Origin of the sequence: Pseudomonas sp. SWRI22 (genome assembly GCF_014268395.2) — a bacterium.
In the GTDB taxonomy this organism is placed as follows: Bacteria; Pseudomonadota; Gammaproteobacteria; order Pseudomonadales; family Pseudomonadaceae; genus Aquipseudomonas; species Aquipseudomonas paracarnis.
On record NZ_JABWQK020000002.1, the window covers coordinates 899,205 to 919,873 of the forward strand.

21 protein-coding genes, 2 pseudogenes and 1 riboswitch are annotated in these 20,669 nt (G+C 58.6%); of the genes and pseudogenes, 8 read left to right on the top strand and 15 right to left on the bottom strand.

All coding sequences use genetic code 11. The features are described 5' to 3' along the window. The first annotated feature begins 45 nt into the window (after positions 1-45). Positions 46-999: a restriction endonuclease gene (locus HU730_RS21460; protein ID WP_202883913.1), complete on the top strand. Its 954-nt coding sequence runs from the start codon at positions 46-48 to the stop codon at positions 997-999. A gap of 1,581 nt (positions 1,000-2,580) precedes the next feature. After that, positions 2,581-3,131, top strand: a pseudogene (locus tag HU730_RS26835) (tyrosine-type recombinase/integrase). 35 nt (positions 3,132-3,166) lie between these two features. Here the strand turns inward: HU730_RS26835 and HU730_RS26840 are convergent. Then, positions 3,167-3,282, bottom strand: a pseudogene (locus HU730_RS26840) (hypothetical protein); the annotation flags it as partial. 597 nt (positions 3,283-3,879) lie between these two features. Continuing rightward, complete coding sequence (locus tag HU730_RS21465) at positions 3,880-4,113, bottom strand: DUF6124 family protein (protein WP_034136022.1); 234 nt, start codon at positions 4,111-4,113, stop codon at positions 3,880-3,882. A 516-nt stretch (positions 4,114-4,629) separates the two neighbouring features. Between HU730_RS21465 and HU730_RS21470 the strand changes: the two genes are divergently transcribed. After that, positions 4,630-5,232, top strand: a complete 603-nt coding sequence (locus tag HU730_RS21470; RefSeq protein ID WP_186527506.1) for a hypothetical protein — start codon at positions 4,630-4,632, stop codon at positions 5,230-5,232. Between the two features lie 63 nt (positions 5,233-5,295). After that, the gene (locus HU730_RS21475) at positions 5,296-5,817 is read left to right on the top strand and encodes a DUF2846 domain-containing protein (protein WP_014719182.1); all 522 of its coding nucleotides are present in this window, start codon (positions 5,296-5,298) and stop codon (positions 5,815-5,817) included. 207 nt (positions 5,818-6,024) lie between these two features. Here the strand turns inward: HU730_RS21475 and HU730_RS21480 are convergent, their stop codons facing one another. From HU730_RS21480 to HU730_RS21520, 9 genes are all read right to left on the bottom strand, one after another. Beyond that, the gene (locus tag HU730_RS21480; protein ID WP_186527507.1) at positions 6,025-6,462 is read right to left on the bottom strand and encodes a hypothetical protein; all 438 of its coding nucleotides are present in this window, start codon (positions 6,460-6,462) and stop codon (positions 6,025-6,027) included. Further along, entirely contained in the window at positions 6,443-7,210 is a 768-nt protein-coding gene (locus HU730_RS21485) for an SDR family NAD(P)-dependent oxidoreductase (RefSeq protein WP_186527508.1), read from the bottom strand. Before HU730_RS21485 ends, HU730_RS21480 begins: the two co-directional genes overlap by 20 nt. An 8-nt stretch (positions 7,211-7,218) precedes the next feature. Next, the gene (locus tag HU730_RS21490) at positions 7,219-7,989 is read right to left on the bottom strand and encodes an SDR family oxidoreductase (RefSeq protein WP_186527509.1); all 771 of its coding nucleotides are present in this window, start codon (positions 7,987-7,989) and stop codon (positions 7,219-7,221) included. Position 7,990: 1 nt separating this feature from the next. Further along, positions 7,991-9,130 carry an NADH:flavin oxidoreductase gene (locus tag HU730_RS21495; RefSeq protein WP_186527510.1) on the bottom strand — a complete coding sequence of 380 codons (1,140 nt, stop codon included), beginning with the start codon at positions 9,128-9,130 and terminating at the stop codon, positions 7,991-7,993. Between the two features lie 13 nt (positions 9,131-9,143). Then, positions 9,144-10,343, bottom strand: a complete 1,200-nt coding sequence (locus tag HU730_RS21500; protein WP_186527511.1) for an AfsA-related hotdog domain-containing protein — start codon at positions 10,341-10,343, stop codon at positions 9,144-9,146. Continuing rightward, entirely contained in the window at positions 10,340-10,870 is a 531-nt protein-coding gene (locus tag HU730_RS21505) for a DUF2867 domain-containing protein (RefSeq protein WP_186527512.1), read from the bottom strand. The genes HU730_RS21500 and HU730_RS21505 overlap by 4 nt, the downstream gene beginning before the upstream one ends. Before the next feature lie 12 nt (positions 10,871-10,882). Beyond that, positions 10,883-11,476 (bottom strand): NAD(P)H-dependent oxidoreductase, encoded by a 594-nt coding sequence (locus HU730_RS21510; protein ID WP_052199940.1) that lies wholly within the window; start codon positions 11,474-11,476, stop codon positions 10,883-10,885. 139 nt (positions 11,477-11,615) lie between these two features. Continuing rightward, positions 11,616-12,191, bottom strand: a complete 576-nt coding sequence (locus HU730_RS21515) for an acyl-homoserine-lactone synthase (protein ID WP_057700767.1) — start codon at positions 12,189-12,191, stop codon at positions 11,616-11,618. A gap of 162 nt (positions 12,192-12,353) precedes the next feature. Continuing rightward, positions 12,354-13,055, bottom strand: coding sequence for a LuxR family transcriptional regulator (locus tag HU730_RS21520; RefSeq protein WP_230960017.1), 702 nt, complete (start codon positions 13,053-13,055; stop codon positions 12,354-12,356). A 474-nt stretch (positions 13,056-13,529) separates the two neighbouring features. On the opposite strand from HU730_RS21520, the gene HU730_RS21525 reads away from it, so the two are divergent. Beyond that, positions 13,530-14,093 (top strand): nucleotidyltransferase family protein, encoded by a 564-nt coding sequence (locus HU730_RS21525; RefSeq protein WP_034126216.1) that lies wholly within the window; start codon positions 13,530-13,532, stop codon positions 14,091-14,093. A 105-nt stretch (positions 14,094-14,198) separates the two neighbouring features. Here HU730_RS21525 and chrA read toward each other — a convergent pair whose 3' ends face one another. Continuing rightward, positions 14,199-15,392: a chromate efflux transporter gene (chrA, locus tag HU730_RS21530; protein WP_186527513.1), complete on the bottom strand. Its 1,194-nt coding sequence runs from the start codon at positions 15,390-15,392 to the stop codon at positions 14,199-14,201. Between the two features lie 164 nt (positions 15,393-15,556). Between chrA and HU730_RS21535 the strand changes: the two genes are divergently transcribed. From HU730_RS21535 to HU730_RS21545, 3 genes are read left to right on the top strand one after another with little or no spacing between them, the layout of a single operon-like run. Beyond that, entirely contained in the window at positions 15,557-15,997 is a 441-nt protein-coding gene (locus HU730_RS21535) for a TspO/MBR family protein (protein WP_003192600.1), read from the top strand. After that, on the top strand, positions 15,997-16,926 hold the full coding sequence (locus tag HU730_RS21540) for an alpha/beta hydrolase (protein WP_186527514.1): 930 nt from the start codon (positions 15,997-15,999) through the stop codon (positions 16,924-16,926). The genes HU730_RS21535 and HU730_RS21540 overlap by 1 nt, the downstream gene beginning before the upstream one ends. Continuing rightward, positions 16,916-17,407 (top strand): GNAT family N-acetyltransferase, encoded by a 492-nt coding sequence (locus tag HU730_RS21545; protein WP_106118230.1) that lies wholly within the window; start codon positions 16,916-16,918, stop codon positions 17,405-17,407. Before HU730_RS21540 ends, HU730_RS21545 begins: the two co-directional genes overlap by 11 nt. 98 nt (positions 17,408-17,505) lie before the next feature. Here HU730_RS21545 and HU730_RS21550 read toward each other — a convergent pair whose 3' ends face one another. The 3 genes from HU730_RS21550 to HU730_RS21560 are packed head-to-tail and all read right to left on the bottom strand — an operon-like array spanning position 17,506 to position 20,284. Next, entirely contained in the window at positions 17,506-18,270 is a 765-nt protein-coding gene (locus HU730_RS21550) for an ABC transporter ATP-binding protein (protein ID WP_186527515.1), read from the bottom strand. Continuing rightward, positions 18,267-19,271: an iron ABC transporter permease gene (locus tag HU730_RS21555; protein WP_034126222.1), complete on the bottom strand. Its 1,005-nt coding sequence runs from the start codon at positions 19,269-19,271 to the stop codon at positions 18,267-18,269. Before HU730_RS21555 ends, HU730_RS21550 begins: the two co-directional genes overlap by 4 nt. Continuing rightward, positions 19,268-20,284 (bottom strand): ABC transporter substrate-binding protein, encoded by a 1,017-nt coding sequence (locus HU730_RS21560; protein WP_186527516.1) that lies wholly within the window; start codon positions 20,282-20,284, stop codon positions 19,268-19,270. Before HU730_RS21560 ends, HU730_RS21555 begins: the two co-directional genes overlap by 4 nt. Before the next feature lie 114 nt (positions 20,285-20,398). Continuing rightward, a riboswitch (cobalamin riboswitch) is annotated at positions 20,399-20,592 on the bottom strand. Positions 20,593-20,669: the final 77 nt, after the last annotated feature.

Genomic DNA, 20,669 nt, shown 5'->3' on the forward strand with positions numbered 1-20,669 from the left:
TGGTAGATGCCGCACACGGGGTTACCGCCGCCGTGGGAGGCGCATATGACCTACATATCTGGTGAATACATGGCCAAGCAGCTTTCCCCCGCAGGAGTCATGGCGCTCAAAGAAGCCCTGTGCTCGGTATACTGGTATAAATCTGAGCTGCGCGGTTTTTTACAGCTTTGTCTCTCCACTCCAGCCATCCTCCCACGTTTTAACTGGGAAAATTACAAACGCCAAATCGCCTCGGACGTTGTTGACTTTTTGTGTGCGAATCCCGACACCCATCTCGGTGATTTGACAAAGATTTGTTACGAGCTTTGCAAGCTGACTGACTTTTCACACCTCCAGCGCTTGGAAGATGGTGCCCAGAAGGTGGTAAAAGCCAAAAGTGCCGTCAACCAACTCAAATCGTTAGTTGAACCGCACCAAGACGTCAGAAAAGAGCACGATGAAATCAGGCGCAGGCAGGAAAGCGCTGCGAAGAAGCTTCGCGAAAACGCTGCCGTACGGCAGAAGCTCCAAGCGATCAATACTCGTTATCTTGCACTGATTGGCTCTGATAGTGCACAGGCCCGAGGCTTCGAACTGGAGCGCGTAATGTATGAGGTGTTCGAACTTTTCGACCTTGACCCTAAAGCCTCGTTTAAGAACCTCGGTGAACAGATCGACGGGGCTTTTTCCTTGGAGGGAACCGAGTATCTGTTCGAAGCCAAGTGGCAAAAAGAGCCAGTCAACAAGGCTGACCTTGCCATCTTTACCGATAAGGTGAGAACCAAGCTGGAAAACACCTTGGGGATATTCCTCTCCATCAACGGCTTCTCTTCAGAAGGTGTTGCCGCACATCAGGCCGGAGGGGCCTCGATATTGCTGGTTGATGGAGGTGACTTGATGGCCATCTTGGAAGAGCGGATCGACTTTGTAAGCTTGCTGCTCCGGAAAAAAAGACATGCTGCGCAGACCGGGCAAATTTACCTTAGCTACTACCAGATGGTTGCCACTGGGGCTAGTTAACCAGACGACGGTTACGAGCTTACCTCGTGCGCAAAATCAACCCAAGGTCTCGGAGTCTGTGTGCTGCGCGAATACAGGCGGGGCTGGCGTTTTCGCACAGAAATTGTTGCTGCAATTCTTGCGGGCAGTGGGTGTTTGACTTGCTTCTTAAATGCGACGCGCCATATCGCTATTTGGCGGAGCTTTGAGACTGTGGTTTGGGTAGTGACCGCTTTTGGCCGATTGCTGCCTAACGCGGAATGGCAGTTATCGATCATTAGCGGTCACTTGCACGTGACCGTTAGCGACCCAGAACCACCATCCCAAAAGCCTTCCACCCCGCGATCATCCCGCTCACCGACGCATCTACCGTTTGACTCAAGTCCTCGGGTAAATTCGGAAAAGGGGACAGATTTATTTAGGAAAAAATAAATCTGTCCCCTTTTGGTCCCCTTTTCGGTCCCTATGTCAGGAGGCCTTGGTCTGGTTGTCTCAGGCCGTGCACGATTTCACATGAACTTATATATCACCGACGACATGATGGCCTCCGCATTGACCGGGCCAGAGGTGGCTGAGCAATATGCGGCTATCGCTGCAGGGTAAATGGTCGTGGCTTACAGCGTCTCCTTAGATAGGCGCCGATTGTCGCTGACCCGCCGGCGCCACGGACTAACTACCCCCCCCCCAGCTGACTACCGCCTGCGCAATGTCGCTGTATGCCTCATGGAATGGTGAATGGATAGAAGGGCGCCAGGGCTTGCAATGGCGCTGGATCATGCTGATCAAGGCCACCAGCGAATGCGGGGCCGGAGGTCGGCGCCCACCGCGCCCTAGGCGATGCTCGAATGACTCTGGGCGTGCTGTGCTACCTGCAATGTCGCACCAATGGGCGTAAATCAACAAACTGGTCTATCTTTAGATAACAAGTATATGCTGCCAAAGCTAATTCAATTTTTCACGTAGCTAAAATTAAGCGTCTTATGTCTATTGAAAGTATTCATCAGAACCAATAAGCTGATTCTGCAACAACCAAAATAAATATTAATATGAAGGAGAAGTTTTATGGCTCTTAAACCAGGCCCAAAGCCAGTTGCTAAGTCAACCGGTGAACTTGATCAGCGTCGCCGTGATAACAAAGACACGCCGGGAAATAAACCCGACTTAAAACCTAGCAAGTCCTCAAAAAAATAGGTTGGCGCTGGCAGAAGCTACTTTAATGGTAGCTTTTGTCATTGGGGCTTGTAGGAGATGAATGCATAGCCTGTAATTTCGCCTTAGCTGACGATCATTACCCGCTCTATGAGCGCTATAACAAAATATCGAATATCATCATTGCTGCATAACCCGAGAGTTAAAATAACCGGGTTTTCTAAAGTATCCTCCAGGCTCGCTGCGGACAATTTTTTCAACTCTACCGGTGACTAAATCACCCGTGATTCGCAAAGAAACTGAGAAACCGCTTTTGGCCGGTTAGCGACCGTTGCTCCGATTAGCCATCTTTATCCTTCCACACGTGGAAGACTTGTCATGAACATCATCGCTACCTGCAGACGTCAGCCCTGGTACAAAGGAAGACTGGTCGGGCAGAAAACCTCACTCTGACTGAGAGGTATCTGGGCCATCCGAGTAAGGCTTCAAATTGCGGAAAGAACCCGAGATCTGGCTCTCTTCGATCTGGCCATCGACAGCAAGCTTCGAGCCTGCGACTTAACCAAGCTCCACGTGCGCGATGTTGCTCATGGCGAGCACTTATCATCACGAGCCATGGTGATGCAGCAGAAAACGCAGCGGCCTGTGCAGTTTAAGATCACTGATTAAACACGATCTGCCCTCGTGGCCTGGATACATCGGGCCCAGCTACGCAGCTAGGACTACCTTTTTCCTAGCCGGCTGCATACTTCAGACCATCTATCTACTCGTCAATACGCTCGTATCGTCAAAGGCTGGGTGAGCCGTGGGCCTTGATCCAGCCATATATGGCACACACACAATGAGACGTACGAAGGCATCACTGATCTATCAAAGGACGAAGAACCTGCGGGCGGTTGTTGTTGCTCGGCCATACGAAGCTGGAGAGCACTGTTCGATACCTGGGGATTGAGGTCAATGACGCCCTGGAGATGGCTAACAGACTGAGGTTTGACTATGCATAGCGACGGTCGAAGTCAGACCGTCGCTAACTGGCCCGCTCGTCGACAAAGACGTCGACTACGCGAACCGGATTGGTATCACTGGCGTAGTCGTCAAGGTTTTGGAAAGCAGGGTGCTTTGTCCGCGATAGTCACCTTGGATGAAACGTTTCATAGGCAATCCTGCGTTATCACTTTGGGCAATCGTAGCAACGTTGGAAGACTCTTGATGTACTCTGATGCAAGAAAGTAATGCTAGTAAATTTGGAGCTTAAGGACCTGCCCATGGATGTGATTTCAGCGCACCTATCTTCTACAAATCACCGTACTCAAATTGAAGCCAGCGATCACTGTGGCTGTTTTTACTGTTTAAGTGTGTTTTCGCCCTCAGAAATCACTGAGTGGGTTGATCTAGATAGTACCGCTCTGTGTCCAAAGTGCGGGATCGACTCGGTCATCGGTTCAGCATCCAGTCTGCCGATTACCCCTGCATTTCTTTCGAAAATGCACGAACACTGGTTCTAGCAGATCCCGTCATTCGAGGGCATCCCTTCGGTTTGACATCTACAGACTAGCTTTACCTCAGTGCCGCACGTTCCTGCTAAATATTTACACACTCTGGGCCGAAAGCAGTCGCCGCTCTCGTCATCGCAGAGGGCTTTGTGCCGAGGCTGAATCCCCCAATGCCATCAAGCGCCAAATTGCCGAGTCGTTGTATGTGACTTACAACGACGCGACGAGTCATCAGGCTAACGAGTTGACGAGATGATCATCAGCCAGGGCAGGGTGCTTCGCGGTCAAGGAGTCTGGCGGTGAGGAGTACGCCCAGTTCGCTTAGTTGGTGGATGGCGAGGGCGATGTCGCGGTGTTTGCCGTTGAGGTCTTCGGACAGATCGAGCAGCAGGGTGCTGACGCTGGTGAAGGTTTCGTAGCTGTTGGTGATGAGGGTTTCGTTGCTGGCGTTGGGGGCAACGTTGAAGAGAGCACTTGAATCTGATTTGAGCATGTTTGAATTCCTGTTTAGGGCCATCATCCTTTAGCTACTAAACATAAGGGTGGCGGCTGTGCGCAGGTTAGTAGACCGGGGAATCCAAACAAAGCCGGCGCACCCGAAGGTGCCCTGCGCACAGCCACCATCAAACACAGACGCAATGTCTGATCGGTGAAGCTTGTGCACGTTGTCTGGATTAACCTTCAGGCTACTAAACCCGAATCACTGAACAATTCAGCGACCGAGCCACCTTAGAGACGGCTACCCCAGCGCACAAGCCGGCGGATTCTGACGCAGGCGTAGGCAATGGAGCAAGGTGCGGCAGGGGAATCGGATTTTGCCTTCAGGCGCTGCGTTATCGTTTGGTTTTTTCGCGAGCAAGCTCGCTCCTACAGGGGTGGGTTGTTATCAAGGTGCGGGTAGCTGGACAATAGAGGCCGACGAGCCAGCAACGAAGCACCAGATGTGCGAACGTTTGGTTCGCTCGGCTGGGCTCTACGAACTGCAAGATTACTGATCGGAAAAAAACCAATGCTAGGGAAAGTCAGCAGTAAACATCTTGTCTGGGCCGCGGTCGCACTTTGCGCGATGCTTCTATCCGGGTGCGCGACGTCACGCTACGACGGCAAGCACGCACCGGACCCGAGTAAGGCGATCATCGTGGGTTCGGTTGGTGAGAGCTTTCCGATGATGCAGCCCCATGGGCTGGTGGTTGAGATCAAGCAACAGGGAGCCCCGGGCACCGTATTACGGTTGACGACGCTGGGCAATGAAGACGATCAGCCATCCCCCTCTGTGCTGGGCCATTACTTCATGTATGAAGTGCCGCCGGGTGAGTATGAGTACACGCAGTGGCATTACGTGTATTACGCGGGTAAGTCGATGCCGCGCCCGGTGCCTGCGGTTTTCTCGGTGAAGGCCGGGGAAACTCTCTATATCGGCGATCTGCGCGTCGATGCCCTGCGCTTTTGCCTGTCCAACGTGAACAATGCCGAGGACACGGTGCAGGCGCTCAAGCGCAAGTACCCGATGCTCAAGGACCGGAACATCGTAAATCTGACACCGAAGAGTGGTTTTGCGCCTTGGCCGAGTTCTGATGCCACTGACTTCGGTAAAGGGTTGTGCACGATTTGAAGCCGGTACCGGTGACAGTCATCAAACCCGACGCCCATTGATCCACGTTCAAGGAATTCATGCATGAAGCGCTCTACGCTCCTCTGGGCCAGCCTGTTCGCAGGCCTGGTCTCACTGACCGGTTGCATCAGCGGTCCGGACCTCAAAGGTCAACCGTTCTTCACGTCACCGGCGGAACCTCGTGCGGATGAGGCGACGGTTTACTTTTATCGCACGGCGGCGAGCATCGGTGGCGGGGTCGCCCCGACTATTCAGGTCGATGGCCGCACTATCGGCAGCTTGCCTTCCGGTAGTTTTTTCAAGGCCGGCATTCCCGCCGGCAAGCACAGCGTTGCCTCCACCTCGCCACCGATCATCAGCGGTATGGTTAACCAGCGTTTCGATATCACCGTCGAGAATGGCAAGGTGTATTACATCGCTGATCAACTCAGCACTTCTGACTACAAGGATGGGCAGACCTTGGGCGAAGTCGACGGCCGTCGTTTCAGCGGAACAATGTTTTACTCGCGCTACGCGCTTGTGCCTGCCGAGGAAGCGCTGCGTTCTATCAAGTGGTGCCAGGAGCTGCCGGCAACCGCACGGTAACCACCCGCCCAACATCATCCAAAGCCAACTTGCCAACAGAGAAGAACCCACAATACCGCGGCATTGTGGGGTTGTTAGCCGTCGCGCTTGAACCCCTAGAAAAAGCTAGGGGTAAGCAGGAACGCTCAGTGGGTGGATGGTCCGGCAGCGATGTCGAGGAGATGAAGGCGGGGCCTCCATCAAGCACCAGGTTGGCCCCCGGCGGCATCAGTAAGCGCGTGCCTCTTCTCGGCTGGATGGGGCAGCGTTGCGCTCGAATAACCTATGCGAAAACTCCAGCACCGCCAGCAACAATTGAACGGCACCCAGCACCAGCAGGAAAGGTGAAGCGCCACTGCTGACGGCCACTACCTGCACTACCACTACGATCACGCGTAGCAAAGCGCTGAGACGGGCATGTTCGCGGGTAGGGGCTCGCCAACGTACAACGCCCCACACAAGGTATGCCCAGGCGCCGATGTTGAGCAGGAACATAGCCGTGGGGTCGAGCGCCGAGAAGTGGCTGTCGAAGCCCAGTTGCAAATCAACCCATTGGATCAGTGCATAGGCCCAGACGGACACGATCGGCAAGGCGAAGGGAGCCATCGCGAGAATGTCGTATGCAGCGCCGACACGTACGATTTTTTCATGGGTGGATTGGGTCATTGCGGGTCTCCTCCTGGAGTGGCTGGTTCAATAAGTCGCGGATTTCCTGGAACTCACCCGATTTCAGTCCAAGATGATGGCGCTCGGCCAAGACCTGAACGATATTCGCAGCGCGGGATTCTGCGTCGACGATGTAGCCGGGCACTGCCGCCCGTTGGCGGAGTGCGACAAGATCACTGAAGCGTTCATCCGCCGCCATGATGGTCTTCGCCACCGTCGTCTGGACGTTGCAGAGCCCCAGCACGGCAAAGAATGTGTGTGGATTTTCCAGGTGATAGATCTTTGCCAGAGCGTTCAGCGCCGCCTTGGAGACCGAATATGAGAGCATCCCGGCCCGTTGGCGCACGGCCGAAATCGATGATGAAAACACCACGGTGCCGGGAGGCTGCGTCGCACTCAACAGGATATCCAGGACCATTTTCACCGCGCCCAGGTTAAGTGCCAGGACGCTGTTGAACTCCTGCATCGAGGTTTGCGTGGCCAGTTGTGGAGGGCTGCCGAACCGACCCGCATTCAGGTAGACGGTGTCTACCGGGGCAGGGGAGCGCGACAGCAACGCCTGTAAGGTTGCCGGGGCGCGGTCGATATCGGTCAAATCGCACCTGAGGAAGTGAAAGCGCTCCTGTGACGGGATATTGGCCGCAGGATTGCGTGATACCGCGAGCACCTCGTCGCCCCTGGCCAAGTGATAACGTGCCAGAGCGTTGCCGATACCGGTGCTCACACCGGTGATCAATATGCTAGCCATGATTGCCCCTAGAATTTGCCGATGTGATAGCCGCCATCGGCACTGAGCACCGAGCCGGTGATGTAGCTGGATCTGCGGCTCAACAAAAACACGATCGCGTCGGCGATTTCCTCTGGATGGGCAAAGCGTTTCATGGCGGTCACGTCACGCTTGCGCTGGGTGTTTTCCGGATGGGCCGCCAGCCGTTCCGCAGAGTTCATACCGCCCAGTGTCGGCCCGGGCGCTACGGCGTTGACGCGTACGGCAAAACCGGATTCGCTGTCGCAGGCATTTTCCATGGCCGCGACCTGCGTCAAGGCATTGAGCGCGGTCTTGCTGGCGACGTAGGCGGCCTGATTGGCCATAGGCATTACGCCCGCGCACGAAGACACATTGACGATCGCTCCATCGGGGTACCGGCTGATCAGTTCCAGTTCTTTTTGCAGGCAGTAAAAGGGGCCGTTCAGGTTGGTGTGGATGACCCTGTCCCAATCCTGCGGTGCGCTGGTCGCGATCGGTGCGTAGGGGGCGGTAATGCCGGCGTTGTTGATTGCAAAGTGCAACTGATCCACCTCGCCATCCACCGTCGCGAATGCCTCGGCTACCGACGTGTGCGACGCCACATCGCAAAAGATGAACTGCGCCGAAGCCCCCAGTATCTCTAGAGCGGCGTCGGCCTTTTGCTGGCTCCTGCTCATCAGGAACAGGCGTGCGCCCGCTTTGGCCAGTTGTTTTGCCACCGCCAGGCCGATGCCGCTGGCACCGCCGGTAATGACGATGTTCTTGTCTTGAAATTCCATGTTATTGATTTCCGTAGTGGATGTGAGCGGGACGCTTGTAGTGCTCATTCACGCAGCAATACACCCGGTCGAGTTGCGGGTTGCTCTTGTCCCGAAAGCAGTTACCGTCAAACCGGCATTGCTGAACCTTGTCTTCATGGCCGGCGAGCGATTTGTTGATCAGGTCGTTATCGGCAAAAAGGGCTCGGCTCATACCGATCAGGTCACAGTGACCCAGCCGCAGTTGATTTTCTGCTTCCTGCAGGGAGCCAATGAAACCGGCATAGCCGACCGGCAGCGAGGTGAATGACTTGATCAGGCGTACCCCTTCGACGAACTGTTGCTGAATGCTCGGATGGGCAGACAGCATGTAGCGGAAGGTTTCCTTGATGGTGATCGAGCACATGATTGCCGAGGTCCCGGCGTTTTCCAGGGCCGCCACCACATCCTGGAGCAGTTCCGGTTGCTGCCCGTCGGCGCCTACGCAATCATCAATGCCCAGGCGCACGGAAACCTCCAGCTCTCCTGCGGTAATCCTGTGAATGCGGTCGATGACTTCCAACAGAAACCGCGCTCGCTTGAGCGGGCTGCCGCCGTAAGCGTCATGGCGATGGTTGGTCCAGGGCGATAGAAAACTGCTCAGCAGGTAGCCATTGGAGGCCTGAAGCTGGACCATCCTGGCGCCGGCCTGTCTGGCTCGCAGAGCCGCTTGAGCAAACTGATCGCAAACGGCGTCGATGTCCTCGACACTCATCTCCAATGCCTCGGCGCCGCGGGATAACGCACTGCGGCTCGGGCAAAGCAGCGGTTGGCCGCTGATCTGTGTGCCACCTTGGGCGCCGTAATGCTGAAGTTGCACCACCACTGGACAGTCCCGCTGGCGACCGTACTCCACCAGCGGCGCGAGCTTTTCCACGTTGGCATGGCTATGCAGGCACAGGCCTCGCGCATGCAGGCGCGTGGAGGGCGCTATGGAGGAGTTGCCCAGCACCACCATGGCGCAGCCTCCGTCGATTACATGTTGATAGAACCTGAGCATTTCCTCGGACAGCGAACCGTCCGAGGTAGCCAGGTCGATGCCCATCGGCGCGAAATACATGCGGTTTTTCAGCGAAACGCCCTGACCGATCATCAGTGGGCGTTGTGATAACTCATAGCTCATGGGCGCAGGATCCTCATGCCACGATTTGCTCGGGCGCCAGAGGGTCAGGTGAAGAGCCAGCGTTCCATTGCATCTGCCCGGCAAAGAAGCAGTGGCACTTGATCGTTTCACGCAGTTCGCTGGCCTGGCTCTTGGACAGTTTGTCGAACACCAGCACGCGCTGGTCGGGTTCGCCAGTGGAGCAAGTCGAAGCAACGGGCAGGCTGAGGAAGCCGCCCCCTTCGATATACAGCGATACGGTCGTGACCGTGCTCCAATTGATGCCCTCGGCCTGGTGAGTCACCAGCACGCCCAGTACCGAGAGCAGGCTCAGCCTGGCTTGCAGTGCACTGTCGGCGTGATGCACGAGGATGTTCTTGGGCAAGCGATCGGAAGGGGTGAACCAGTGATCCTGAGGGTAGTTCAACGAACGCATGCGTTTGAACAGCGGTAACTTGATCACTGCGCCTTGCAGCCAGAGACGCGATACCAGCCGGCCGTTCTGATAGAAGTTTGCGCACTTGTCGATGGACTTGGGTTGCGATCGCTTCAGGCCGTGGGTCTGTTGCACCACGACTTCGACCTCGTAAGCCGATTCGGTGTAGGCGTTGAAGGAAATGCGCAAGTCTTCGATGGAAATGGAAACCGCGCCGCGCTGATGGCCCAAGTAGTTGTAGACGTAGTGGTACATGGCTTGCCTGGCCACTTCGATCAACATCAGGCCCGGTACATGTTCGTGCTGCTTGTTGTAGAAGTAGTAATTCTTGGTGTCGTTGATCAACAAGTAAGAGCCCTGCCTGGCCTTGTCCCACTGCGCGAGCGCCTCAAGGCATTCGATCATGCGCATTACCTGGTCGGGCGGTATGTGGGCATCACCGCCTTGAAAATGCTGGGCCAGGTAGCGTTGGGCCTGGTGGGGGATGAATTCAGCCGTGAGGATGAAGTGGTCGTCGCACTCGGTATAAAAGTCAGCCAGGCGGATCTCGAAGGTGGAGAGAGTGCCGGCCTGTTCCGCACTGAGGGTCAGGGGCAGATGGCGCAGCACATACCGGCCGTCTTGGGCACGGTACAGCTGTTTGAACAGGTCCTGATCCTGGGGGTTGCCAGCCAGTAGGTCGGCGCCGATCGAAGCATTGAGAAAGCTGGGCAGAATCAGCCTGGGTCGACCGATCAATACATCCCTGGGTGTGTCTTTGTGCAACAGATGAGGGTCAATTGAGTCTGCGCTGTTCATGAGTTGCGATCTCCAAGTGAACGAGTTGGGGAATGTAGGGGGAGACGGGACAGCAAACGCTTGATGATGAGCCCATGTACCGGCGCCACCGGCAGCATGTACAGGCGGCCGAACGTGTTGAAGGTCTTGACGGAGGTGGTGATATGCAGGCAACGCGGTTGCGAGAGAGGTGTATCGATCGAGACCATGACCGCCAGGTGGGTATCGCGTGAGGTCAGTACCAGCTTCTGTGCGCTGATGGCTTCGATGGTGAAGAAATCGAGCTTTTCGCCGACCACCGGGGCGCACTGAGGTGTCACACCCGAGAACCCGCCGATCCGCTCGACGTGAAAGTGCTGCGAGATGCTGTCGCGCAACCTGAACGCGCCTTTGAGCCAGGCGGGCGTCGCGGCGGTCATCTGGCAGTACAGTTCCAGTGGTGTGGCTTGGGTGTCGATGAGTGCGCTGGCAGAGTGCAGAAAACCCAGCTCGTTGCGCGCGGCCACCAGGCTGGCGCACGGTGGGATCTGGTTATTTGACGTCTTCATGCGTGAGGCACCTTATTGCAGCAGCGCGATTTGTGCCTGCTCGGCCTGCAACAGCATGTTCTCGTAGAGTTGGTCGGCGCTGGCCTGGTCCTCAATCACTTGTGCGGCGACATTCCGAGCAGTGACGTCGATTGATTCGTCATCGATGAACACCGATTCGTAAATCCCGACCACAGGCAGGTAGATGCCTTTGACGTACGCCACCGTCTGCTGCAACGGCCTGAGCAATTCATCCAGGGTGTAACGGTTGAACCCGCCAGCGCGGTAGCCGGTGGAGGGCGCACCCACCGTGGTGATGATCATGAATTCCTTGTCTTTGAGCTTGTCGCCGCCGCGTGCGTAGGCATAGCCGGGGGTGAAGACTTCATCGATCCACTGTTTCATGATTGCCGGGCAGGAATACCAGTACAACGGAAACAGCAACACGATGCGGTCATGGGCATTGAGCAATGCCTGCTCTGCACCCATATCGAACCCGGTGGGCGTCACCGCGCTGGCCAGGCTATGGACCTTGACGCCACGCTGGCTGATCTTGCCCATGATCGCGGTATTGACGCGGGAAACCGAAAGATCAGGATGGCCAGAAATGACAATGACTTTTTTCATGTAGATCGTGTGTCCCATTTATAGTCGGTTGGAATGCCGATGCAGCTTTATTTAAGAGCAGGCGCCTGAGGTTGTAACCTAACCTTTTGGGGAGTCGGCTCGGCCGACTTGCCCGCAGCGGCAGGCCATTTGCGCTGCTTCAGGCCACTTCTCGATCAGCCAGGCAGGGCGGCACACTGATCCAGTTGGCCATGATCTTGTGCCCGTCGATCACGGTCAGCTTGCCCTCGCAATGAGCGTCGAAACCCGCGTTGCGCAACAAGCGGGTAATTCCCGGCGGCGATACCGTGATCAATTGGCGAACCTTGTGGCAAGCGGCGACCTTGAGCACCTCATGCAGCAGCGCCACGGCGTTGGGCGATGACAGTGAGTGGCCCGTGAAGGTCTGTTGTTGCAGGTCGACGGCGGCAAACCGGGAGATTTCCCAGATGTGCGCAGAATGAGGAAGTGCCCGGCCACCCAGCACCTGGGGGAACACTTCCTTGAGCAGATAGGGTTTGTGCGTGGGCAGCAGCCGCGCCACACCGACGATGTGCGGGCCTTGACGGGCGATTACGTACACCGTGTCGTCGCGGTCAAATTGGTCCAGTTCCTCACCGACCGCACAGTCCAGATGCCACCCAAGTTTTTCGACAAATACGCGATAGCGATACAGCAACAGGGCCTGCCACAGTTCGGTCGGTAATGTCAGGCGCGTACCCGTGGTTATATACATGAGGAACCCTCGGCAAAAAATCGAGGGGCCATTCGGCAGAATAATCGAACACTTAGGTACTGCTCTTTTGGGCAGGTGTGTCGTGAGGGTGCGCGTATTATTGTTGTTGTTGTTCACACTGAGCGGCATTAACGCATCAGGGGTGCGCCAGTCAGGTATGTGTCAGACGAGCAAGCCCAGTGAAGTGGCGCGCACGACGGTAGCGGTGCAGTTATGCACGCCCAGTTTTGAGCCTGCATTGCGCAGGTGAAACTTGATGGTTTCCCGCGATAGCGAGAGGATCAAACCGATCTCGTGGGCGGTCTTGCCGTCGGCTGCCCACTTGAGCACTTCACATTCACGCTGCGACAGGGTTTTTTCCTGCGGTAACTGCCAGTGCGGCGTCAGCACGCGCAAGAACCCCTGATGAGCGACATGCACCAAAAACCGCATGTATTTTTGATTGGCGGCAAGCTCTTGGGCCGTAATAGGGTCATTGGAGCGCGCAAGTGTCAGCATGCCGCCGCTGCCGCGGCCGTCCAGGCAGGATTGCGCCCAACCATGGGCCAGCCCGGCGCCGCGGGCTTCTTCCCACATCTGCGGGTTTTGCCGGGTCATTTGCTCGTCCCAGACAATCGGTATCGTCGATTTTGTGCAGTGCTGTACCGTCGGGTCCACGGCGATGTATTTGCAGTGGGCGTAGCGTTGTCGCCATGAAGGCAAAAAATTATTGCTCATCACGATTTTAGGGCGGGTGACGGGGATAGGGATTCGGATTCCATAGGCGCAATAGTCGAACCCCAGGTGTTTTGCCGTGCTGACGATCCGAGCCAACAATTCAGCTTCGGTTCGGGCATTGTCGATCGTGTCCAGCACATCATCCATCCACTTCACTGTCATTCTCCTTGAATTGACCTTTACGCTCTATCTGCGCCGAAAACGATGACGGCACTACGCCGGTGTCATCAACGGTGTGGGTTTAGATGCTCGGCGTTAAAGTTAGACACATTTATGCAGCGCTCTCGGCCTTCATACTTTTGGCGCGAAAAGGCGTTGCAGGTATTGCGATACGCACCTTTGGGAGCGTGCAAGGGGCGAACTCCATTTAGCCGGTGTCCTGATCAATTTCAGAGGGGGCAGCTGAGGTAGGGCGTGTAAGGGTAGTGCTGCGTAAAGTTGCTTTACAAGCAAGTGGGGGCATTCTTCATGTTGGTTTCATTTGTTCGGCTTCGCGCTGAGTTGTACGCAGGGCGCGAGGTGATTTCGTCAAACTCCTGATTCGTTTCGGTGTTAAAGCCCGCGCCTACAGAAGTGACATGTTGGGGTGGTATTGTTGCGCCAGATTATGGAGGACTGAACATGACATTGACGGTCGACACCCTGCTCGAATTGGCCATGGCCAACCCTATCAATGCGCAACTCACCGCGCGCTTGCCGGATCTTGGTGTGCAGCAGTGCATGCTCACGGCGGGCTGTTTGTTCCAGGCCGTGTGGAACCATCAGGCGAATCTGCCGGCGGCTCAGGGCGTGAAAGACTACGACGTTTTTTACTTTGACGAGGACCTGTCCTACGAGGCGGAAGACGCGGTAATTCGTGCGGCGCAGGGGCTGTTCCAAGACCTGGGGGTGAATGTGGAGGTCAGGAATCAGGCGCGGGTGCACCTTTGGTATGGTCAGCGGTTTGGCCGGCCTTACCCGCAGTTGCATTCGGCTCGGCAGGGCGTTGACCGTTACCTGGTGGCGGGCACGTGCATTGCGCTGGATATCGCTTGCGGTGAGGTGTATGCGCCTTATGGATTGGAAGATGTGGAGCAGGGGGTGTTGCGTATCAACCCTTTGCATCCGGAGCCGGAGCTGTTTTTGCACAAGGCCAGGAGTTATCAGGCGCGTTGGCCGTGGCTCAAGATAGTCGAGCCGGGCTGAGCCCCAATGCTGTAGGAGCGAGCTTGCTCGCGAAAATCGTTAACGATAACGCGTGCCTTCAGATTAAACGCGGCGCCTGTGAGTTTTTCGCGAGCAAGCTCGCTCCTACAGTAACGTGCCGAGTAGGCCGCAACTTATCACTACCAGCCATGGCGGCAGTTTCCACACCATCAACGCGACCAGTGCCAGCAACGCCAGGGCGAGGTCGTAGCCGTTGAAAATCGCGCTGGTCCACACCGGCTGGTACAGCGCCGCCAACAACAGGCCAACCACCGCCGCGTTTACTCCGGCCAGCGCCGCCTGGGTCCGCGGGCTGCTGCGCAGGTTGGCCCAGAAGGGCAAGGCGCCGAAGATCAGCAGAAACGACGGGGCGAAGATCGCCAGCAGCGCGATCACTCCGCCAAGCCAACCGCTCGGGGCGTGGGTCATGGAGGCGCCGAGGAAGGCGGCGAAGGTGAACAGCGGGCCGGGCACGGCCTGGGTGGCGCCGTAACCGGCGAGGAAGACGTCATTGCTTACCCATTGGCTGGGCACCACTTCGGCTTGCAACAACGGCAGCACCACGTGGCCGCCGCCGAATACCAGCGCACCGGTGCGGTAGAAGGCGTCCACCAGCGCCAGTGTGGGGTTGAGCGCCCATGTGGCGAGGAGTGGCAAACCCACCAGCAACAACAAAAACAGCATCAACCACAGGGCTCCGGCGCGGCGGCTGATGGCGATGGGCAGGGCGTCGGGCTCGGCACTGCTCTCGGGCTTGAACAACAGCAGGCCAGCCACGCCTGCGACCACCATGACCCCGACCTGAGCCCAGGCGGAGGGTTGCAGCACCACCACGCAGGCGGCGATCAACATCAACGCCACCCGTAAAACGCCTCGGCACAGGTTGCGCGCCATGCCCCACACGGCCTGGGCCACCACGGCTACGGCGACCACCTTGAGGCCGTGCAGCGCGCCAGGGGGCAGGGCGCTGCCGTAGTGGGCCAGCCCCAGGGCAAACAGGATCAGGGCGATGGCCGACGGCAAGGTGAACCCGGCCCAGGCTGCCGCCGCGCCCCGGTAACCTGCGCGGGACAGGCCCAACGCGATACCGACCTGGCTGCTGGCCGGGCCTGGGAGGAACTGGCACAGCGCGACCAGTTCGGCATAGCTGCGCTCGCTGAGCCAGCGGCGGCGGGTGACGAACTCTTGGCGAAAATAACCCAGGTGCGCAATCGGCCCGCCGAAGGAGGTGAGGCCCAGGCGCAGGAAGATCAGGAACACTGACCAGGGGCGGCTGCGGTGATCGGCAAGCTGGGGCAAGGGGATGTCTCGGGCAACGGTGCTGGATGTTGCCGACCATAACCAATTTTCATGACGCGTAGAAGCGCGGGTATTTTGCCGCCCCCATTGAATTTATCCGCGGTTGTTCGAGTCACTTAAAAGCAGTGTACTGTTTTCCATCCACTGGACCTCAAGGACCGACCATGACCTTTTTCATCTTCCTGCTCGCCTGCGCCGCCGCCGCCAGCACTGGCGTGATCTTCAAACCCGGCGCCTGGTACGAATCCCTGGTCAAGCCCAGCTTCACCCCGCCTAATTGGCTGTTCCCGGTGGCATGGACGATCATCTACCTGCTGTTGGCCTGGGCCGGTTACCGCTTGACCCTGATCCCCGGCAGCGAAATGGTGTTGGCCCTGTGGGCGGCGCAGATTGCGTTGAATACCCTGTGGACGCCGGTGTTCTTTGGTGCCCATCGCTTGTTCGCCGGGATGGTAATTATCGTGCTCTTGTGGCTCACCGTGGCAGCGATGGTGGTGCTGGCCGTGCGTCTGGATTTGATCACCGGCCTGATCCTGTTCCCGTACCTGGCGTGGCTGTGCGTGGCCGCGGCGTTGAACTTCTCGATCCTGCGTAATAATCGCTGATGGCCTACCAGCATTGGCCCTCCAGCGAGCCCGAACTGGCCCAGATGCGCCGCTTCAATCGCAAACTGGCGTGGATGCCGCGCTTCAAGGTCCGCAACCGCGTGATGCCGCGTCTGATCCAGGCGCTGCTGCGTGCCAGCCAGACCTTCAAGAAGGCGCCCCTGGCGGAACGCAAAATGCTCGGGGCGATCCCCTTGCGCATCCTGCGGCCCGCTGGCCCGCCAAGAGGCGTGGTGCTGGATATCCACGGCGGTGGCTGGGTGATCGGTAATGCGCAAATGGATGACGACCTTAACCTTGGCATGGTCAACGCGTGCGATGTGGCGGTGGTGTCGGTGGATTATCGGCTGGCGGTGGATACGCCGATCGAAGGGCTGCTGGATGATTGCCTGACGGCTGCGCGCTGGCTTTTGGCGGACTGCCCGGAGTTTGCCGGCCTGCCGGTGTTTTTTGTCGGTGAGTCGGCCGGCGGGCACCTGGCGGCGGCCACTTTGTTGGCGCTCAAGCAATGGCCCGAGTTGCTCCAGCGGGTAAGCGGTGCGGTGTTGTATTACGGCGTCTACGATTTGACCGGCACCCCCAGCGTGCGCACGGCCGGGCCGGACACCTTGTTGCTGGACGGGCCGGGCATGGTTCAGGCGCTGCGCCTGCTGACGCCGGGGATCAGCGACGAGACGCGCCGACAGCCACCATTGTCGCCCTTGTATGGGGACTTTGAGGGGCTGCCGCCAGCGTTGATGTTCGTGGGCGAACTGGACCCGCTCAAGGATGACACCCTGCTGATTGCCGAGCGATGGCCAACGGTGGAGGCTCATTTGCTGCCGGAAGCGGCCCATGGGTTTATTCACTTTCCGGTGGCGATGGCCGATCGCGTGTTGGCTTACGCTCGCCAGTGGATAACGAGCCGGATCCTTGGCGATGAGCGTTAGTATCGAGGCGGTGCAGGCCGCTGACATTCCCCAGGTGCTGAGCTTTGCTTTGCAGGCGCGTGATGAACTGTTTCCCACGCTCAGTGCCACCGGTGTCCCCCACGATCTGGCGCAGTTTGAAGCCATCTACCTTGAGGGCGGCGGGCGGTTTTTGATTGCTCGTGCCGAAGGCAGGATCGTTGCCTCGGTGGCTTATCGGCCCTACGACGGCCGCTTCCCGCAGTTGAACTACCAGGGGCGCAAGACAGTGGAAGTGGTGCGCCTGTATGTGCTCCCGGCTGTGCGACGCTTGGGCCTGGCGGGCCGGTTATACCGCTCGCTGGAAGCGCTGGCGCGGGCCGATGGCGTAGAGGTGATGTACCTGCACACCCATCCGTTTCTGCCCGGTGCGATTGATTTCTGGCAGCGGCAGGGGTTCGAGGTGGTGGATGTCGAGGCCGACCCGATCTGGCAAACCATCCATATGCACCAACTTCTGTAGGAGCGAGCTTGCTCGCGAAAAACGTCAACGATAACGCGTGTTTTCTGAATGAACGCGGCGCCTGGAAGTTTTTCGCGAGCAAGCTCGCTCCTACAGGTTCAGTTGGAGCGCAGGCGCAGGATTTGCGCGCCGTCGAACGGGTCCGTCAGGTAATGCCCCTGCACCCCGAAGGTCTCTTGTAAACGCTGCGGCGTCAGCACCTCCAGCGGCGCGCCCAGTGCCACCAGTTGCCCGCGATCCAGCACGGCCAGGCGATCACAGGTCAACGCCTGATTCAGATCATGCAGCGCAATCAAGGTGGTCACCGGCAAGCTTTGCACACCTTTGAGGATCGCCAGTTGATGCTGGATATCCAAGTGATTGGTCGGCTCATCCAGCAATAAAATCTGCGGGCGTTGCGCCAGGGCGCGGGCGATGTGCACGCGCTGGCGTTCGCCACCCGAGAGGCTGCGCCAGGCGCGTTGGCTCAGGTGGGTGGCGTCTACGTCATGCAGGGCCTGGTGCACGATGGCGTCGTCTTCACGCGACCACGGGCTCAATGCCGACAGCCACGGTGTGCGGCCCAGGGCCACGGCGTCGAACACGCGGATGGCGTCGTCGGTGTCGGCCTGTTGCTCCACAACCGCCAATTGCTGCGCGATGGTGCGGCGCGACAACTCACCGAGCCGCTTGCCACCCAGGCGAACTTCGCCGCTGGCCGGCACACGTAATCCGGCCAGCAATTTGAGCAGGGTGGATTTGCCTGAACCGTTGGGCCCGACGATACCGAGGGTTTCACCCAACTGCACGTCGAGGTCAATGTCTCGCAGCAACTGCGCGTCGCGCACTTTGAAGCCCAGGCCGCGGCAACTGAGTACGCTCATCGGGCATTCCTCCGGCCGATCAGGATCAGCGCAAACACCGGCGCGCCCACCAATGCGGTGACCACACCCACCGGAATCACCTGGCCCTTGATCAAGGTGCGCGACAGCACGTCTGCAGCGATCAAAAACAGCGCGCCACCCAAGGCACTGGCTGGCAGCAAACGCGAATGCCCGGTGCCAAGCAACAGGCGCACCGCATGGGGAATCACCAGGCCGACAAACCCGATGGAGCCGACGATAGACACCATCACCGCCGTTACCAACGCGGCGCAGGCCACCAGCACAAATTGCACGCGGCGCACCGGGATGCCGAGGGAGGCTGCGGAGTCGCTGCCGAAGGTGAACGCATCCAGTGCACGCCGGTGCCACAGGCACACCGCGAGCCCCACGACCGCCACCGGCACCGCCAACCACACCGACGGCCAGCGCACGCCGCTGAGGTTGCCCAGCAGCCAGAACATAATGCCGCGGGCTTGTTCGGAGCTGGCCGACTTGGTGATCAGGAACGCGGTCAGGGCATTGAACAACTGTGAACCGGCGATGCCCGCGAGGATAATCTGCCCGGTGCCGCTGGACGATCCACTGGCTCGTGCGAGCAGAGTCACCAGCGCAAAGGCCGCCATCGCCCCCACAAACGCGCCCGCCGACAACGACACCAGGCCACCGCCCACGCCTATCAAGGCCACGAGTACCGCACCGGTTGACGCGCCGGCGCTGATGCCCAGCAGGTACGGGTCGGCCAGCGGGTTACGCAGCAGCGATTGCAGGATCACGCCGCACGTCGCCAACCCTGCGCCGCAAGCTGCGGCCACCAATGCACGGGTGAGGCGGTAGTTCCACACCACGCCTTCGTCGATGGGGTCCAGTGCATAGCTGGCGCCCCAGAGTTTATTGGCGAGCACCTGCAGCACCACCTGCGGTTCGATGGCGGTTTCACCGATGGCGACGCCAGCGAGCAGGGCGAGCAGCAGCAACGCCAGGGCGAGTAGGGTGCGCATCATTGGCCTAGGTGGTAGCCGTCAATGGCGGCCGCCAGTTGTTCAAGGCCCTCGAAGGTGCGCAGGCTCGCCTGCAAGGCCAGAGCGTCGAGGATGATGATGCGGTTGTTCTTCACCGCGTCCATGTTGCGGGTCACGGGGTCGCTGCGCAGGAAGGCGAGTTTCTTTTCATGGTCGTCGGCCGGGTAGCGACGGCGATCCATGCGTGCGATCACCAGGAAGGTGGGATTGGCCTTGGCGATGGTTTCCCAGCCGACGGCAGGCCACTCCTCATCGGACTGCACCACGTTACGCAAGCCAAGGGTTTGCAGCATGAATTGCGGCACGCCTTTGTGGCCGGCTACGTAAGGGTCGCTGGCCATTTCGGCGCTGGAAAACCACACCAGTGCGCTGGCTTGCTGCAAGCCCTTGCCCTGGGCCGTGGCGACGGACTTGGCCAGGCGCGCCTTGAGTTCGTCGGTCAGTTGTTGGCCGCGATCCTGCACGTCGAAAATCTGCGCCAGTTGCTGGAGGCTCTGGTAGATCGTCTCGATGCGAAAGGGCTCCAATCGCGTGCCGTCGGCGCCGACCAGGTTGTCCTTGCCTTCGCAATCGGACGGCAACAGGTAGGTGGGGATCTTCAGTTCATGAAACTGCTCACGGGTACCGACCACGCCTTGGGGGCCCACCACCCATTCCAGCTCGGCGGCCACCAGTTGCGGGCGCTTGGCGAGTACGGCTTCGAAGCTGGGCTCGTTGTTGGCCAGGCGCTCGATGTGATCGTCCTGGGCCTTGTACTGCGCCGCCACGTTGTTGAACCACAGCGAAGTGCCGACCACCTTGTCGCCCACGCCCACGCCCAGGGCATACAGCATCTCGGTGGCGGCCTGGCCGATGGTGACGCTGCGGGCGGGGGCGTGCTGGAAGGTCAGGGTGCTGCCGCAGTTTTGCAGGGTCAGCGGGTACTGAGTGGGCGCGGCTTGCGCCAGGGCACACATACCCAAGCCTGCGATCAGGGCGGTAACGCGTGGCAGCATGAGGCGATCTCCTTGTGAACCGTAGGTGCAGCAGGGGAGGTACGGCTCGGAAATACGCCCATGGAGGCTGCTGATGCGCAGGGCCAGGATGTCCTTCCCGGACACCCCGCCGGTTAGTGAGTTAGCTGGGCCGGCAGGTCTCCTGACTGATGCGTCGTCGCCATGCCCCGCCTTCCCGGACGTGGTCCAGTGGCATTCAAGGGCAGGCTCGGCATCTACAGTTGCGGGGGCAGTTTCGTTTCACGTCGCGTGCGGCGTTTCGAATTCCCTGTTAGTCCCATACGGGAACCGGCGGCGGTATGGTAAGCGATCACCCCCTGTAGGAGCGAGCTTGCTCGCGTAGGTCGCTAACGATAACGCGGGGAGCCTGATGCGCCGCGGCGTT